This is a genomic window from Paenibacillus sp. BK720 (assembly GCF_011761545.1).
In the GTDB taxonomy this organism is placed as follows: domain Bacteria; phylum Bacillota; class Bacilli; order Paenibacillales; family Paenibacillaceae; genus Pristimantibacillus.
Genome location: NZ_JAASRQ010000002.1, coordinates 753,534 through 771,182, shown reverse-complemented (window position 1 = coordinate 771,182; position 17,649 = coordinate 753,534). Strand labels below are relative to the sequence as shown.

General features: G+C 50.8%; 8 protein-coding genes. 1 reads left to right on the top strand and 7 read right to left on the bottom strand.

What is annotated here, in order from left to right:
- Positions 1-61: 61 nt before the first annotated feature.
- The 7 genes from FHT67_RS10280 to FHT67_RS10250 all read right to left on the bottom strand — a co-directional run bounded on the left by FHT67_RS10280 (position 62) and on the right by FHT67_RS10250 (position 15,582).
- Positions 62-1,801, bottom strand: a complete 1,740-nt coding sequence (locus FHT67_RS10280; RefSeq protein WP_132305915.1) for an extracellular solute-binding protein — start codon at positions 1,799-1,801, stop codon at positions 62-64.
- A 116-nt stretch (positions 1,802-1,917) separates the two neighbouring features.
- Complete coding sequence (locus FHT67_RS10275) at positions 1,918-3,369, bottom strand: response regulator transcription factor (RefSeq protein WP_167197848.1); 1,452 nt, start codon at positions 3,367-3,369, stop codon at positions 1,918-1,920.
- Positions 3,344-5,107: a cache domain-containing sensor histidine kinase gene (locus FHT67_RS10270; RefSeq protein WP_167197846.1), complete on the bottom strand. Its 1,764-nt coding sequence runs from the start codon at positions 5,105-5,107 to the stop codon at positions 3,344-3,346. Before FHT67_RS10270 ends, FHT67_RS10275 begins: the two co-directional genes overlap by 26 nt.
- Positions 5,108-5,202: 95 nt before the next feature.
- Entirely contained in the window at positions 5,203-7,587 is a 2,385-nt protein-coding gene (locus FHT67_RS10265; RefSeq protein ID WP_167197844.1) for an alpha-L-arabinofuranosidase C-terminal domain-containing protein, read from the bottom strand.
- Between the two features lie 320 nt (positions 7,588-7,907).
- Positions 7,908-8,447 carry a GNAT family N-acetyltransferase gene (locus tag FHT67_RS10260; protein ID WP_167197842.1) on the bottom strand — a complete coding sequence of 180 codons (540 nt, stop codon included), beginning with the start codon at positions 8,445-8,447 and terminating at the stop codon, positions 7,908-7,910.
- 142 nt (positions 8,448-8,589) lie between these two features.
- Complete coding sequence (locus tag FHT67_RS10255; protein ID WP_167197840.1) at positions 8,590-12,465, bottom strand: discoidin domain-containing protein; 3,876 nt, start codon at positions 12,463-12,465, stop codon at positions 8,590-8,592.
- A 297-nt stretch (positions 12,466-12,762) separates the two neighbouring features.
- A complete protein-coding gene (locus tag FHT67_RS10250; RefSeq protein WP_167197838.1) occupies positions 12,763-15,582 on the bottom strand; it encodes a GxGYxYP domain-containing protein in 2,820 nt (939 codons plus the stop codon).
- A 318-nt stretch (positions 15,583-15,900) separates the two neighbouring features.
- On the opposite strand from FHT67_RS10250, the gene FHT67_RS10245 reads away from it, so the two are divergent.
- Positions 15,901-17,415, top strand: a complete 1,515-nt coding sequence (locus FHT67_RS10245) for a cobyric acid synthase (protein ID WP_243867050.1) — start codon at positions 15,901-15,903, stop codon at positions 17,413-17,415.
- Positions 17,416-17,649: the final 234 nt, after the last annotated feature.

The window sequence follows — 17,649 nt, the reverse complement described above, 5'->3', positions numbered from 1 at the left end:
CTGCTCAAGGGCGGATCGTGCCGAAGCACCCGGCTTTGACACGATCCCCTTCTTGCGTTGCTTAAGAATTGATGCCTTTAATCGTTGTACCGTAACTTTCCTGCTGTTTATGGAACTGTTCGTTGATTTTCGCATTGATATCGTCCAGTCCCATCTTTTTCACCTGGGCAATCATATCGTCATAGAGCTTATCTCTTGATACCTCGTCTTTTGCCAAAATCATTTTGGATATTTGAGCCTCGAGATAGGTTTTGATTTGCAGCTGATCATTGGCCATCTTGCTGCCCGCCTCAATAAAATTGCTAGGCATAATCAATGCAGAAGAATCGTAAATCTCGGAATTTTTGCCAATCGTCGTCTGTACCTGCATGGCCATTACGCTGTCCGCCCCTTTGTTCGAGGTTGGAGCTACCGTTGCATGGTCATGCCAGGCAATATTATGGAATGGCCAGAAGGCAAATACGCCGGTCTTGGAATAATCCGCGGCATCCTTCAGCCCTTGCTCGGTTTGCACGACAAGCCCATTGGCATCAAGCGTATAGTCGGTTCCTTCGAAGCCGTAATAATTAAGCAAGAGTCCCTCGTCGCTTGTCATGAAGTCCAGCCATTTAGCGATTCTCTCCGGGTTAGGCGCATCCTTCGAAATAAACGTGTTCATCCAGCCTGTGCCTGCCTTCAAGGAGCGGCCTGCTACCGGCTTTGTCCCCTCATTCGATAACATCGGACCTGGCGTAATCCATGTACCGACCGCATTCTCGTCCGTGAATCCGGTATTCGCGGAGTTGCCGATGAAGCTGAATACCCGACCGGTCTTGACGGATGCTTTTGTGGATGTATCATCCACGGTCATCTGGCTTGGATCAAAGGCGCCTGCCTTTGCCGCCTTGTACAGAAAATCAAGCGCATGCTTCGTTTCCGGAGCCAGGATGACGTCGCGGTAATTGCCATCCTTGTCGACCGGCATGGCGCCAAACATCGCTTCCAGCGTGCCCAGGGTGCCGCCATGTCCTGTTCCGCCAACCGATAAACCTTGATAATCTTTCCCGTTAATCATCAGCGGAACAACGGGTGCTCCGTCGATTTTCAGTCCCTTCACTTTCTCGAAAGCCGCAAGCACGCCGTCTTCCGTCTTTAGCTCATCTTCCGTAATGCCCGCCTGCTGCATAATCTCCTGATTGAACATAATCGAGTTATTGTTCCGATACTTGGCCGCGTCGGAGAAATATTCGCTGGACGGCGGGTAAATCTTGCGTGCATCCTGCGTATCCATATGGCTTGGATAGGCATACCAACCACCGTCACGCTCGATTAAAGCCTGCTTTAAGTCCTGCGGAAAATGGGTTAGCAGCGGGGAGGAAGGATCATACTTTTTCAGAAACTCATCCAGGTCCCATACTTTTCCGGCATCAATCAGCTTCTTCTCCAACGTGCCGTCCGTCAGCGTCATAATGTCCGGCAGCTTATTGGACGAGACAAGCATCAGGCTTAATTTCGTGCCCGCATCCTGTGCCGGAATGTTGAACTCGAAGGACAGTCCGGTCTTGCTCGTAATCGTCCCTTCTACCGAATCGGGATCCGAATTCCAAGGCGAAGGCGGATTCCAGCCGCTAACATCGGAGAACCAAGTCAATTTGACCGGCGCCGCATCCGCGGGCGCTGCGCTCGCCGACGGCTCTGCTGAGCTAGCTGCGGCGTTATTCGTCCCTTCCTGGGTGTTATCCGGTTGATTCGAGCTGCAGGCTGAAAGCGCTATCGAACAAGACAATAGCATGACCGTCCACAAACTGTAATGCTTTCTCATACCTTTGTTCCCCCTTAAGACTTGTAATGGCTTTTGCCTCTTTCATGATAGTCGGATTCGGCAATCGGCCATATGTTTATAATTTTGCAAATTGGTCTGAATTGTAGATAGCGCTTTCATATTTTCCTGTATTTGCTTGGCGTTAACCCGATATGCTTCTTGAACAGCTTGTTGAAGTGAAAATAGTCTTTGTAGCCAACACGCTCCACGATTTCATGAACGGATAATGCGCTTTCCTTGAGCAGCTCTTTGGCAAGCGCGATTCTTTTGCCCGTAATATAGTCCGAATAAGAGGTTCCCGTCTCCTTCTTGATCAGGGAGCTAAGATAACTAAGGCTCAAATGAAACCGTTTTGCGACGGCTCCCAGCAGAATATCCTCCGTAAAGCTTGAATCGATATAAGCCATAACCGCTTTCACCTGTCCGCTCATAACCGGGAGATCAGGCATTCCCTCCAGCTCAAAGCCCGACTTCAGCCTTTCAAACACGGCATCCAGCGATGGGTAAGCTCTTGCCAGCTGATCGAAGGTGAGAAATTCGATGTCCCGTTGCGGGCTTGTCTGGCTGTAATATTTATGAATAAGGGAGATGATCTGATTGTACACGCTTGCGACCTGATCCAGCTGCATGCCGAAGCACTGCTCCGCAAGAAGCTGAAGGCATTCCAGCATCCGCGCCAGCTTGCGCTCCCTCATGCTCAGCTCCAGCTGCAGCATAACGCCCGAGATCCCGGCGACGCCAGCCTCCTGCTCTTTATAACGAACGATGCGCTGGTCCGGATAAAAGCATGACGTGAACAACGCGACATCCGCCGCATGCAGCATCTTGGAGAGCGGATACGACAAATGAGCGGGCATGCCGATACCGATATGGCTCGCCTCTTGAAGATTGCCGCTTATAAACTCCAGCAGTGCATTGGCATGCGAAGCTTCGTCGTATAGGAGAATATAGGTCAGCTTGTTCGAGCCTGTTCTAATGACATAACCATCCATCGCGTTCACTTCCCTAAGCCTGCCGGAGGAATCCGTCATTGCCGCATAAGGAAATAGCGCATTGAGGAGCAAAGCATTCGGATGCTCCGACTTCATACCCCGATTGCGCAGATATTGCCCAATCGGGGTATGGCCGTCGGCATCCAGCAGCTCGAACAACTCGTCCAGCGGCGCATCGGGGTCGCCGGCAGACCTCTTTTTCTGCTCCAAATGGCTTCTCAGCCGACGAACCGTTTCCAGCAGCTGATCCTTCTCGATTTGCTTAAGCAAATAATCGAAAGCGCCAAGCCGCAATGCTTGCTGTGCGTATTCGAATTCGGAATACCCGCTTGCCAGAATGACTTCCGTATCCAGCTTCTGCTTGGCTATTTCATTAAGCAGTTCAATCCCGTTAAGGCCCGGCATCCGGATATCCGAGACAACCGCCTCGGGCTTATGCTCCTCGATAAGCCGCAATGCCGACGAACCGTCATAAGCTTCGCCAATAACCCGAAACCCCTCCGACTCCCAGTCGATAAGCTTCGATATGCCGTAAGCTACCCAAGGCTCATCATCCACGATTAACACGCGATACATAACCGGCTCCTCCTTCGATGGCGTGCGGCGGAAAAGTAATGCTGACGCTCGTCCCTTCATTTAACACGCTGTCAACCTCCAGCGAGGCAGCTTCCCCGTAGAACAGATGCGTCCGGTTATAAATATTGGAAATTCCGATCCCCTTCTGCTTCCCCTGTTCCCCTGAGGCAAATTCCTGGTTGCCTTTCAAGCCTTCCCTTAATTCCTGCAGCTGGCTTTCGCTCATGCCGTAGCCGTTATCTTGAATAAGAACCCTGATCCGCTGATCGGCGAGTTTATGGATATCGATAAATACTTCGCCTTCGCCGAGCTTCCGCTCGAGCCCATGAAATACCGCGTTCTCCACAAGCGGCTGCAGAAGCATTTTGAGCATTGTCTCCTTCAACAAATCCTCTTCGCAGCGGATAACGATCTTAAACCGCCCCCTGAATCGGAAATCTATGATTCTCGCATACTCCCTAATATGAGCCAGCTCCTCGGCTATCGTCACAAAGTTGCTTCCTTTCACGGCATAGCGGAACATACGCGACAGTGACTCCGAAAGATCGGCAATATCGCGGACATCATGGTAAAAGGCCATGGCGCGGATGCTTTCCAGCGTGTTATAGAGAAAATGCGGATTGATTTGGTTCCGGAAGGCCGAGATTTCCATTTGTTTTTTGGCCAGCTCAATTTCCAGCATTCGGATTTGGGTAGAGCGGACTTCATCGCTTAGCTCGCTGATATCGTCCAGCATATTATTCAGCTTTTGGCCAAGCACCCCAATCTCGTTTTTGTGAACGACCTGATAACGGTTATCCTCTCCGTTTTTCGGATAGGACTTGATGAAATCCATCAACGATTTAATAGGCTTAAGAATTCGGGTGAAGAAAATAAGCAAAAACATACACAGAATGCCGAACATAATGGCGTAGGTCGTAACATTAATCCGTTTGACGGTTCCCAACTCATTAAGCAGCTCGCTCTTGGGGATAATGCTGATCAGCTTCCAGCCGGAAGGACCTAGCGTAATCGACTGGACGATAAATTTAGGATTCGCCTTCCACTTGCCGACGTTAACCGAGTCGCTGCTCGACACCTTTCCTTCGCTGGTTAAGATATGATCATTCCGGTCCAACAGCATCACCCGGGAGTTGGCCGTAACTTTCGCGCTTCTCAGAATCGGGCTAAGGTTAGAGACATCCATCACGTAACGGCCCGTTCCCCGGTATTCCGTTGCGATATGGTTGCTGTCCAGTCCATATACCGGAGCCGTAATGATGTAAAAATGCTCTGTCGGACGGTCATCCAAATTAACCAACCCGGAGTAGGACATCGTCTGTACGGGAGCTGTCGTCTCGTCCTGGCCCTCGCCAAGTCTTGTCATCAGCTTCCCGCTGCGGTCGTACAGCTGAATTCCCCTTATATTGGATTTTATGGACATCGTGTTGGCAAACACCGACAGCACTTCGCGGTTCATCAGTACCCGGTCCAGCATATCGTCGGTATTGATATAGGTCTGCACGGTAGGGCTGTAAAACAAGAAGGTGGATATTCCTTGCATGTCGCTGTCAAAGCTCGTCATCTTCTCATTCACCTGCTGCAGGATAGTATTGACGGATGCGGTTACCTTCCGTTCGATAATTTGCTGGGCTATTCGGTTCGTAATGATGTAAGTAATAAGCAGCGTGAGCAGCATAAGCGCAATCAGAATCAAGATTTGCCTCATCAAGCTGGGCTTCCATATCCGGTTCAGCATAACGATCTCCTTTTCGCAATAACGGCTGACTGATCCTCCAAATAACAGAAACAACAAAAAAACCGCTTTTTAAGGCGATTTTTTTGAATCTTGCTTTATTTCACTCTGAATACCGTAATCGAATGCTTGGGAAAATCGTACGCAAACCGGTTGCCTTGGACACGGATTTGGTTCCGCTTCGGAGATACCCGATCAGGCGCATCGAAGAAATTCTCGTCATCCAACGAATGGCCGGACATCTCGTGGACATCAATGTTCAGAAGCGGCTTCCGCCAACCCTCCAGCACGACGTCAACGTTAACCGGGCTGTCCTGCACATTCACAACCTTTACGATGGTATCGCCGGTTGTCCGGTCATAGCTTGCGGAATAATACAATGGCTCGATGACCGGCAGCGTATCTTCCGTCACATTGCAGAGTTTGCCGTTAATCCAGGTGCGTATCCGGCGACCCGACACTTCGAGCTTCAAGTCGTATTCTTTATGATCTTCTACGTTAAAAAGACTTTGGGTGAGGACGGAGCCTCTTCCATCGATATGGGAGGCTATAATGGAATCCTGATTCTGCCAGCCGCCAAACTCCCAGATCCGCTTATTCTTCCCGTCCGTTTGACCGAACGCGAGATTAAAGCCTTTAGGCCCGCTGATTCTTTGAGCTTTCAGGGTGATCGTATAGTTCTCCCAATCGGTCTCCCCTAGATCAATTGCCCGGACCATCGTCCCGTTACGCCGGTCTTCTTCCGTATCGGAGAGCGTGCAAGGCAAGCCTCCGTTCAGCTCTTTTACTTCCCCGTTGTCGTCGTTAACCAGCGCGATATCCCAATAACGGAATGAGCAGCGGTCCGTCTCAAGGGTCAACGCTCCGTTGATCGGCTTCTTAGCGTTGGACGGGGCGGCGTCAAGACCACTCGCTTCTATGGCTAACAGCTGATGCCCTTGATGATGCATAAACAGCTTCTGCACATAATAGTTAGGCGTGCCGTACGCCTCGTGATTGTTGAACCAGATCATATCCGGCTTCCAGTTCACGTAATCGGCGTTGCATAAGAGCGGTGCGTAACAGGCAAGCCCCACGGCATGCGCGTTTTTCTCGAGCCCCGTCATATAGGCCGCTTCTGCAAGGGCGTTATAATACGTATTCCCCCATGAGGCGTATTCGCCCAGGAAAACTTTCGGGTCATCCTCTTTAAAATTGTCGTACCGGTGGTAGTTGGCCAGGAACCATTCCGGCGAACTGTAATAATGCTCGTCCACCAGATCCGATCGATGCTCTCTGGCCGATTGCCAGCCGCGTTCATATTCCGTTCCCGCGGCAAAAGGCCCCGAGGAATTAATCACTTTCATGGCCGGATACTTCTCTTTAATCGCGCGATGGAAGTACGGGTAACGTTCAAAGAACGGCTCTCCAACCTCTTCATTGCCGATGCCGATATACTCTAGGCCAAACGGCTCCGGATGACCCAGCTCCGCGCGAATCGCTCCCCACGTAGTCGAAGCATCGCCGTTAGCGAATTCGATCAAGTCAAGCGCATCCTGAATCCATGGCGACAGCTCTTCAATCGGAACGATTCGGTTGTGATGCGGATCGTATCCGCCCGGCAGAATCGGGATGGGCTTGGCGCCAATGTCTTCGCATAATTGAAAATATTCATAATAACCGAGGCCCAGCGTCTGATTGTAACGCCAATTGTTCCTTCTGGCCGGTCTTTGCTCAACGGGGCCTATCGTGTTTTTCCACCGGTACATCGAGTTCCGGTCATCCGGATTCTTGGAACCGTCATGCACGAGGCAGCCGCCCGGGAAACGCATAAACTTCGGCTTCAGGTCGGCGAGCAGCTTCGCAATATCCTCTCGCAATCCGCCTGGCCGGTTGAGATACGTCTTCTCCGGGAAGAGGGATACCATATCGAGGTACAGCTTTCCTTTCCCTTTTCCCAGCAGGACAAGACGGCTGTCCGTATCCGCTGTATTGGACGTTATTACCGCCTCGTATTTGGTCCATTCCGCCGACTTCACCTCAACGACGGCTTCGCCGTAAACGGTACCGTCTTTCCCTTCGATCGTTACGGTTAGAGGTTCATGGAAGCTGGCATCGCGCCGCGCAAATACGGAGAACAAATAACGGTCGCCTTGCTTGACGGAAATACCGCTGTTGAACCCCTGGTTCATAAGCCCGACCCCGCTGCCCTCCGCGACAATTTCAATAACGGCGTAATGAGGATTTCGCCCGTTTAGAGGATGACTTTCGCCAATGGAAATTTCCGCCTGGCCGCCGCCTCTCTCTACCTTCTCCCAAGCCGTAAAAGCATGGTAATCGGGATGGTCGATGGGATCAAATTCAAACGATCGGTTCCGAACAAGCTCCGCGTAAAGTCCCCCATCCGCCGCGTGATTCAAATCCTCGAAAAATATGCCGAACAAATCGCCTAATTCCGCGCCCCGTTCTTTCGTGCGTACCGTTAATGCCGGTTGTGTGCCCATGTCGATTGGATCTCCTTTTTCCTCGTTTTCTTACGATTCTAAGGAGTTGAGCCTGCGAAAACAATTCATTATCCTGCCTTATAACTGACCTATCCTGCTATCCGGTTGCCTAGGGATGTTCGGGTTAACTAGCAACCTACGCATTATAATGTTCTTCTACTCCAGAATCAAAAACAGAATAAAAACGAAAAATAGCGTTGCAGATAGCTCTCTGCACGCTATTTTTCATGAAAATCATTTCTATCATTTACTGATGCAAGCCGTTTCTAAAGCGGGCAGCCTCTTTCGAGACGGCACCGGCAGATCAATAACGACTTTGATTACGTGGCAATCTCCTGCTTGATCGCATGGCTGTTAACCAAAAAGGCAGAGCGCTCTACCTGATACAAATCATAGATTTGCTCGGCGTAATTAATACGTGCATGCGTATACGGATTAAGATCGTTGGCAAGGGTGACGTAGGACAGCTTCTCGACCGCTTTTTTTGACCGGATGTTTTGCTTGCGGATTTTTAAGAATACCGTTTCAATCTCGTGCTCCAGAAATAGCTCCGAGAAAAAAGCCTCTTTAGCCAGCCGGTTATAGCCTTTGCCGAAATAAGGAATGCCGATCCACGTAGCCAGGAAGCCTGTATGATTAACGATATCGTAAAGGTCGATACTGCCAATGGGTTGTCCCGTCTCATTCAGAATCGTTCTTGAAAGGCATGTCCCTTGTTCTTCTTCGACGATCAACTGTTTAGTTGCGAATAAATACTCTTCATACGACTGGGGCTTGTAACGGATGTACGGGAAAACAGCGGGATCAACCAATAAATGATACAAAGAGTGGCATTCATGCAAATCTCGTTTTTTAATCATCGTATCTATCACCCTGGTCCTTGAAAGTCGTCTTCTCAAGTATATAAAAGGACATGAGGGATTGTATGAACGCCACGTTTTGTTTGTGTAAATGGCGGTTGAAAAAAGGACCACTCCAAGCTAACCGGAGTGGTCCTGTTCATTAGTTAAAGGTTAACGCAAATCCGCTTTGCACATAGTTCACGTTCGGGTAGGCGATATTTCTCGTGATCAGATTATTAAACGTTGCCGAACCGTTCCCCGTATAAGTGTAGATGGCCGCGCCCAGATGAGGGCCAGAGAATCTCGACGTCGTCACCCCGTCTTTGCCGGTACCGTCAATGGTAACATTGTTAAAGACGATATTCTCGAAGCCTCCTCCGTAACCGAACTGGATCGCATCACGCTGCGCATTAATGATATCCATGTTGGTAAAGGTTACATTTTTGATCGAATCGTTGGAAGCCTCCAGGTCGATCGCTCCCCGCTCCCCGTTGTACAAGTCCTGACTTGTGCCGCTATTAATGATCGTCGTGTCCGAGACCGTAATCCCCGTATTGTTCTGGAAGTGGTAGCCCGGGAAGACCGTATTCAGACGGACGCCGGACCCGCCAACGGTATCGATAATCACGTTGTGATCGGCTTTGTGTCCGCTGCCGCCAAAGAAGGCAATCCCCGCTGCGCGCCAGTTGTTCTCAATGGTGTTATAGGAGAACGTATTGTTTACGCCTGCGGGAGCGCCGTTTGTGTTACTCGTCCAGACCGCCAAGGCATCGTCTCCGTTATTGCGGAGATTGCTGTTGCGAACGATGGAATTGCTGGTGCCCTGCGAGAAGTTAACGCCGTCAGCCAGGTTATTGCGGATACGGCTGTTCTCGATTGTCAGCCCGTTCGCGTAAATCGCAGGCGTGTGGGCATAATCCCCCACCCAGAAGCCGCATTCGAAATGCTCCACCCATACGTCATGGATTTTGGAGTTGGTACCGAAGTTATCCATGAAGCCTTTGTATATCGCATTTTGCCCGTAACGGGATCGAAGCTTCGAATTCAGGTAGACGTTGCTGAAGTCCAGCTTGCCGGTAATCCGCAGGGAAATCCCTCCGCCAGCCGCATTGGGGTTCGTGAACTGGATATTCGTATACCAGTAGCCCGCTCCCGTAATCGTCAGGTTATTGATCATATTGCTGACCGAACCAATCTCCCACATACTGCCCAAATGGAATGTGCCAGCAGGGATATACAGGGTCTTATTGGCGGCAACGGCTGCCGTAACGGCAGCTTTAAAGGCAGTCAGGTCATCTTGGCCGTCATTGGCAATCGCGCCGTAATCGGTAACGGATACCGAATTGGACGGCTGGGCAATGGCGGTCGGAACCTGTTCGATTTCAATAAAGTCTACGCCGTATTCAATACTGTCGTTTCCTTTCTGAATACGAATGGTGTCGCCAGGCTGAACCGGCGTATCCAGCTTCCAGTGCACTTCGTCAAACCGGAACAGCGGACGTCCTCCGCCAGGCGCGTCTGCCGGCATATCGCCCGAGAAATATTGCCAGTTATAATAGGAGGTTAAGGCAACGGTCTTCACCTTCACATTGTTGACATAAACGTCCAGTGAACCGTTCAGACCCATGCCATCGGCCGAATCCGGCATAGTAAAGCGCATGGTTACGCCCGCTCCGCCTTCACCCTGCCGGACGGTCCATTGCAGATAAGAACCGCTCGATGGCAGCGAGATATATTTCTGGCCGGAAGCTTCCGAAGCTATTAAGGCTTGGTCAAAGGTTGGCGCGGATAACAGCGTTGCTCCGCCGCCGCGTGATGCGTCATCCGTATCATAGCGGGTATAGGGTACGCTTGCTCCGCGGATTGAGTACACGACCAGATTGGCGCTGCTGACGTTATTTCCTGACTTGGATACCGCTTCATTGGCATCCGCCGCGATGGTTGTCGTTACGGTGTAATTACCGTTAACAGCCGTCCAGTTGCCCGGAATGCTTACGTTAGCCGAAGCACCCGAAGCCAAAGCACCGTTATAAGTGCCGTTGAACGTTTGAATCGTGGAACCGGCCGAATTTTTCAAAGCAACGGTAATGGCATGGGAGCCGCCTGCCGAAGCCACGCTACCCTGGTTTTTCAAATTAACCGTAAAGGCAATCGAATTGCCGGCTACCGGATTGCTTGGCGTCCATGATGTTGTTCCCACAAAATCGGCGCTTGCAATTGGCGCAACCACTAATGCCGCAACGTTGGTGTAGCTGTTATTATTGTCGTTAAGCTCGATGATGGCATTGTTCTCGTCTACTTTTGCGCTAGCCGAATAGTTCGCCGCTGTCTTGCTTCCGACATTTACGGATACCGGAGCTGAAGCACCCGCAGCTAATGCTGCAACCGTGGCGGAACCGGCAAGCTCGTTGTTCAGGTAGAAGTTGACGGTAGATGCGGCGGAGCCGGCACTGCCAGCGTTCTTAACCGTAGCGTTTAGCGTAATCGCGCTGGACTCGTCCGGGGAAGCCGGCGACCAGGACAAGCCGGTAATCGTCAAATCCGGATTGGCCGCAGGCGTGCCGAATACCTGGAACTCCGCAATTTGGCCTGCAGGAGCGCCCGAATTGGACGTTATGTTTAATTGAAGCCGTTTCACGGTTGCCGTAACCGGAATCGTCACGGTATTGCCGGATGCCGGATTAAAGGTATAAGACTGCGATGAAACAAGATTGCCGAAAGTTGTGGTCGCCTGATTGTGGCCAAGCACTTGAATCGTTTGGGTGCGCGTGCTCCACTCGCTTGCCGGATTCAGCTTTAACACGATGGAAGCGACATCATAGTTTTTGCCGAGATCAAGCGTCAGCGTGCTTGGGTTGCTGCCGCCTTCCCAATACGTGCTTGTATTGTTATCGTTGGCATTCGAAGCCGCGTACGTTTGCGTGCTAGACGACGCCGTTATCGTTTTGCCAATTGCGATATTATCGGTTGCCGGCGGTGTTGGCGTTGGCGTTGGCGTTGGCGTTGGTGTTGGCGTTGGCGTTGGTGTTGGCGTTGGCGTTGGCGTTGGTGTTGGTGTTGGTGTTGGTGTTGGCGTTGGCGTTGGCGTTGGTGTTGGTGTTGGCGTTGGCGTTGGCGTTGGCGTGCTGGAAGCCGTTACTTTGATCTCGTCGATGTTAATGTTGGCGGAGTCGCCCGCATCGTACTTGTAGCCAATCGTGTTGTTGCCCGCGTTAAGCGTAAGGGTCTCCGTCTTGGTCCCCCAAGTGTCCCAATTCGCCAGATTAGGCAGCGATGTTTGACGGATTTTTGTGCCATTGACATAAACGCTCACCGTTCTCGAAGCGCCGTTGGCATTGGCGTATTTCAAAGCGACATCATAGCTTCCGGCGGAGGTTACGTTGGCTGTAAAGGCCGTTGATGCCCCTTGCGTCCAATATCCGTCTACAAAACCTGTACCGGAGAAGCCCGCATGATCGGTATTCACCTTTGCTCCGCCCGATAAAACAGCGGTTTCCGCTTGATATGTACCTGGCGTTGCAGGAGAGCTCGCCCCATAAATCTCGAACTCGGATAACTGTGCCGCAGGCCATCCGGTGTTAGCCGTAACGCTCAAACGGACATAACGGGTGCTAGCCGCCGCAAAGTTAATCGTAACCGTGTTGTTCTGAACGGATGGATCGAATACATAACCGGTTGAAGCAACGATGTTTGTAAAAGTCGAGCCGTCCGCGCTTCCTTGGACTGCCAGGGTTTGCGTCCGCGCGCCCCAGCCTGCAGGCAGCTTCAGCACAATCTGGTCGATGCTCGTAATGGCGCCCAGGTCAACCTGAATCCATTGCGGGAACGCGTTATTCGCGCTTTCCCAATAAGTGGCCTGATTACTGTCTTTAACATTGTCGGGCGAATACGTTTGCGATTGTCCGCTTGCGGTAATGGACTTGCCAAGGGTTAAATTCGTTCCTCCCGCAGCGGAGACGGGCTTTCCAATGGATACGAGCAGGCTGGTGATCAGCATCGTGGCAATCAGCAGCCATGCGACATGCTTGTTGCGCATTCTATTCCTCCTCAAATGATAACTCGGATTGGCCTTTCCCCTGGAAGCGATTACAAGTTGTCCCTTAACGGTCCTCCTTTCATTGGCATATCTCTAATTATAGGAAGGATAAGGCGCTGGCAATAAGATGCAATACTACGGAAAATGTATGTATTTCCAAGATGATCAAGCCGGAGTTTCCCTATTCGAACCAAAAACAGCCCCATAAAGGGGCTTCTTCCAAGCTATCGCCGCAGTTTATTTTATGAAATAAAAAATAGGGACGCATGTTTAACATACGCCCCCCGCTTTCGCAATCTAGTTAACTGTAAGGTTATCCACCGTTACCGTCGCCTTATCCGCATACCATACTCGAAACTCGAGATTCCGGTTTAGAGTCTGGTTGAAGGATAGCTTGAAATCCTGGTACTGGTTCGCCGACGCGAACTGCTGACGAGAGATCTTCGCTTGTTTCACAACGGATTTTGATGCCGCATCCCAAACATCTATAACGGCTACTACGTCTTTGTCTGATGTATTGTTATCGATTTTCATGCGATAAGTAATCGTATGCTTCCCCACCGGAACGTTTGTATCGTTAGGACCGTTCAGCATATATCCCGTTCCATCAAGCGACGGCGTAGCCTGCCAGCCATCTCCGCTCGCACGTCCCTGCTCATGCCCGATAACGGCACCTTCCGCTTCATACTTGCCATTGCTTTTTGTTACCGTTACCTTATCGATGCCAATTGTTGCTTTATCCTGGTAATAAGCCTTCAATTCCAGGCTGCTTCCCGGCGGATTGTCAAAGGACAAGTTGAAGTCCTGATACGTATGGTTCGTTTTGAACTGATTACGGTACACGTCAACCGAAGCAAGGGTATGCCCGGTTGCGTTATCGCGAACTTCAAGCGTAACGACATTATCGTTAGCACCTGCGTTGGAATCGATCTTCATCTTGAAGGTCGCCGTATTGCTGCCTGCAGGAATGGTGTTGTCAGCATTGCCGGACAGCATGTAGCCTGCTTTGTCCGCGCTTACGCTTGCCGACCAATCGCTACCGCTCGCCGCGCCTGTTTCATGCGAGAATGCCGTTTCCGCCTCATATTGCTTTACGACTGCGGACGGATCGATAGGAAGCTGGTTATTTTCGCGCATTAATTGGAAATAAGTATCCGGTCTGACAAAAACAATATCGCTGTTGCTGCTAAAGTTATTTACCGCGTTGACAATCATCTGGTACGAAACATCCCACGGATTAGATTGAATGCTCACAAAACGAGGAGCTGTTCCATCCCAGCCGGCGATCGCGTGATTAATCTCGGAAATAATCGTTGCCTCGGAGTAACAATACGTTGCGCTTAGTCCCTGCGTAGGCAGCGAGTTGCCGTAGATGGTAATCGGACTGCCGGCGTTTTGGCCCGTTAAACCCAATAAGGACGGCGCATATTGGGCAAAGCTTTCTCCCACGTTCGGATTAATGCCGCCTGTGATGGTATTCCAGATGGTGGCGACCTTTAATCCCGCACGATTCATATAATCGTTGGATAGTGCGACGAATTTATTCAAATAGGTTTGATTCGCCCATGCGTTCGGATACGTATAGCCAAACCCGGACGGTCCTGCAATAAGCGCGTCATTTGGCGTAGCGGAATCGTACAAATAATTCAACACGCCAGGCATCGCATCGAGCATGGCCGGCGATACCGTCCAGCCGAGCGGTACCGTTCCGCGGTTGGGTGAATCCCAAATTTTCTTAAAGCGGTGTTCCATGTACTGCAGATTATCGCCGTCGCTCAAAATAAGCGAGACATAAATTTTGTTCTGAAGCGGCGGTTTATTCGGCACCGGCTTCACGTTTACATTTCTGGAAGTGCCTCCGAATACCGTGAGGTTGGAGGACCAGTCGCTGGCAATCGTTGAAATGCCATATTCGGAAGCGGCTTGTACGCCGATTGCCTCATCCGGCCACCAGCCCATGTAAACTCCGCTGCCTGCAGGCATATCGGCGAAGAAGCTTTGCAGAAGGGTCTTCTCCGCCGGGACAGAAGGATTCAGCCAGATGACAGCCGCGCCGGTTGCCGTCGCATAATCGCGGAGAGCGCCTTTAATGCCCGGACTTAATCCAATAATGAGATTATGGGACAGCGAGGACCAATAATGATCATGCAAATATTGATACACTTCAAGCTTCGTGCTGAAATCCCCGCGCAAATCGTCAAGGATCGGCAGATTGTACGGTGCGGAGGTCAGTTTGCCAACCAGGCTTGGCGGCGCAACAATGGCTCCGGACTGCGCGGCGATTGTTGTAGCCAGGTTTACCGTATCCGGCAAGGCATCGTCATAAACGACGATTCCGTTAATCTCGCTGGCATATTTGGTAAGCAGCGACCAGTTGTCCGCCACATCTTCATGTCCCATTCCCAGGTCATTCAGCCATTTATCTTTTCCGTCTTCGTTTCTGACGTTGTCATCATACGTATAGATCCTTGGCTGCGTTTTATTGACAAGCCCCTTGAGTGTCGTAAATAAGACCGTTTCATCCGATTTCCCTTGCTGGATGGAGCCCACAGCATCTACTTTGGTGTAAGCCCGGCCATACCAGTACACCCTGAATTCTAACTCATGGCCGATGGCCGGGTTATTGTAGTTGAGCGTAAATCGCTCGTATGTTCCTACCTTCGTCCATTGCTTCCGGGTAATGTCACGGCTTGCCAATACCTGCCCGGTCGTGTTGTCTCTGACATCAACCGTAACAATGAGATCATCGTTAGCCGTATTATTATCGATAATCATATCAAAATAAGCCTGATTTTCACCTGCCGGAATATCTTTAGCATACGGCCCGTAAACCATATGCTTATTTGGAGCATCGATTGATGTTTGCGCCAGCCAACCATTGCTCTCCAAACGCCCGGTACCATGTCCGATCTGTTTTCCTTCCGCCTCATATCGATATTCCGTAACCAAATTCATAACGTCGAGCGTGGGAGCCGGCGCCGAGAAAGACGGCAGGATTTGCTCTGAGGGCCAGCTTAATCCGGCCGCCTCCGCTTTGGGAAGCCCCACGAATGGAGAAGATGCAGCCATGATAACGGTTGCAAGCAAGACTGCGCCAAATTTCCTATTCCATTTCATCTTTAGTCTCCTTTTCCTCTTACGGTATTGGGTTTAACTTTTAGGCAAAAGCCTTACCTATCGCCGATTTCCTCTTCCTATCACCTGCCTTCGCTTTTACCTGCCATGCAACGCCATACAACAGCGAATAAGCGGCCCACAATCATTCCAATTGCACCTAAATATGTAAGCGCTTATTTCGTTGAAGATTATAACACCTATATTATTTATATTCAATATATCATATTTTCTCATTCTTCCCCTAACCTATGACATGGTTTATATTGAGAGACAAGACTATTATCGACTTACGAAGTTGCAATCGAAGGGGGCACAAGCTTGAATAAGGCATCCACCATTATGGTGCAGGGCACCGCATCGGACGTAGGAAAAAGCGTGCTGACGACGGCGTTATGCCGTATTTTCTTACAGGACGGACGGAAAACAGCGCCTTTCAAATCGCAAAACATGGCTCTTAATTCCTATGTAACGCTTGACGGCAAGGAGATCGGCCGAGCGCAAGGCGTGCAGGCGGAGGCTTGCGGGATTGCGGCAACGACCGATATGAATCCGATTCTGATCAAGCCTACCGGAGAGATGAAGGCACAAATCGTCGTACACGGCAGACCGCTGGAGGAAATGAGCGCCTGGCGATACCGCGAGGAGTATATTCCTCTAGCCGAAGGCATTGTACGGGAGGCATTGGACCGCCTTCGCGCGGAGCATGATATTATCGTGCTGGAAGGCGCGGGAAGCCCGGCCGAGATTAATCTGAAGGACCGGGATATCGTAAATATGCGCATGGCCCAATGGGCCGATGCCCCCGTCGTGCTGGTCGCGGATATCGACCGGGGCGGCGTCTTCGCCTCTATCGTGGGAACAATGGAACTGCTGGAAGAGGACGAACGAAGCCGGGTAAAAGGATTTATCATTAATAAATTTCGCGGCGACATCAGCCTGCTGCAATCCGGTTTGGATTGGCTGGAAGAACGTACCGGCATACCCGTGCTTGGGGTTATCCCCTATCTGCCAAGGCTGGATATTGAAGCGGAGGACTCGGTTGTGCTGGAGAAGCGGGCGGATCAAGATGCGGATAAAAACAAGGAAATCGACATCGCGGTTATCCGGCTGCCCCGTATTTCCAACTTCACCGATTGCGATCCGCTGGAGGCAGAGCCGGATGTCTTGCTTCGTTATGCGGGGAGCGTGGACGAGTTGGGGCATCCCGACATCATCCTTATTCCGGGCTCGAAGAATACGCTGGAAGACCTTCTGTTCTTGAGGAAAACCGGCCTGGCAGACGCTATCGCCAAGCATGTTGCGGAAGGACGCTGGCTTGCCGGCATTTGCGGAGGCTACCAAATGCTCGGACGTAAGCTGCATGATCCTTATCAAGTCGAATCCGCGCAAATCGAAGCAAATGGCCTTGGCTACCTTCCGCTTGCCACAGCCTTCTATCCGGACAAAAGGACGGAACGAGTCAGCGGCGCTGTTGCCAAGGGGCATCCCGATTGGCCGGCCATGCAAGGTTTCGCCATCGAGGGGTACGAGATTCATATGGGACAGACCACGCCTCTCGCTCAGGTTCATCCCCTTCTGACCATAAACGGTCAACCGGAAGGAGCCGTCTCGGAAGACGGCCTGGTCTTCGGAACATACGTACACGGAATTTTTCATAACGACGATTTCCGCAGACAATACTTGAACATGGTGCGCGCGCGTAAAAATCTGGCTCCAATCGAAGAGATCTTGCGGTTTCGCAGCAGACAGCTCGAAGCTTTTGACCGGCTGGCCGCGCATGTCCGCGCTCATCTGGATATGGAAAAGGTTTATGGCATTCTGAACAAAGAATAGCCGGCAAAAAGTCTATTTATTATATTAAAATAAAATAATGTATATCCTATATAACAAAATATTTTGTTTGTTTCATCCTAATGCAAAAAGAAAAAGAGACATCGACCGATGTCTCTTTTATCGTAAGTTCTTAGGCTATTATTTCGATGCTTTTTCGCTTCGGTGCAAGCTCTGCCGCCTGGCGGAGCGCTTCCTTGAGGCTTGGTCGCCCGCTCTTCAAAGCTCTATAATCGC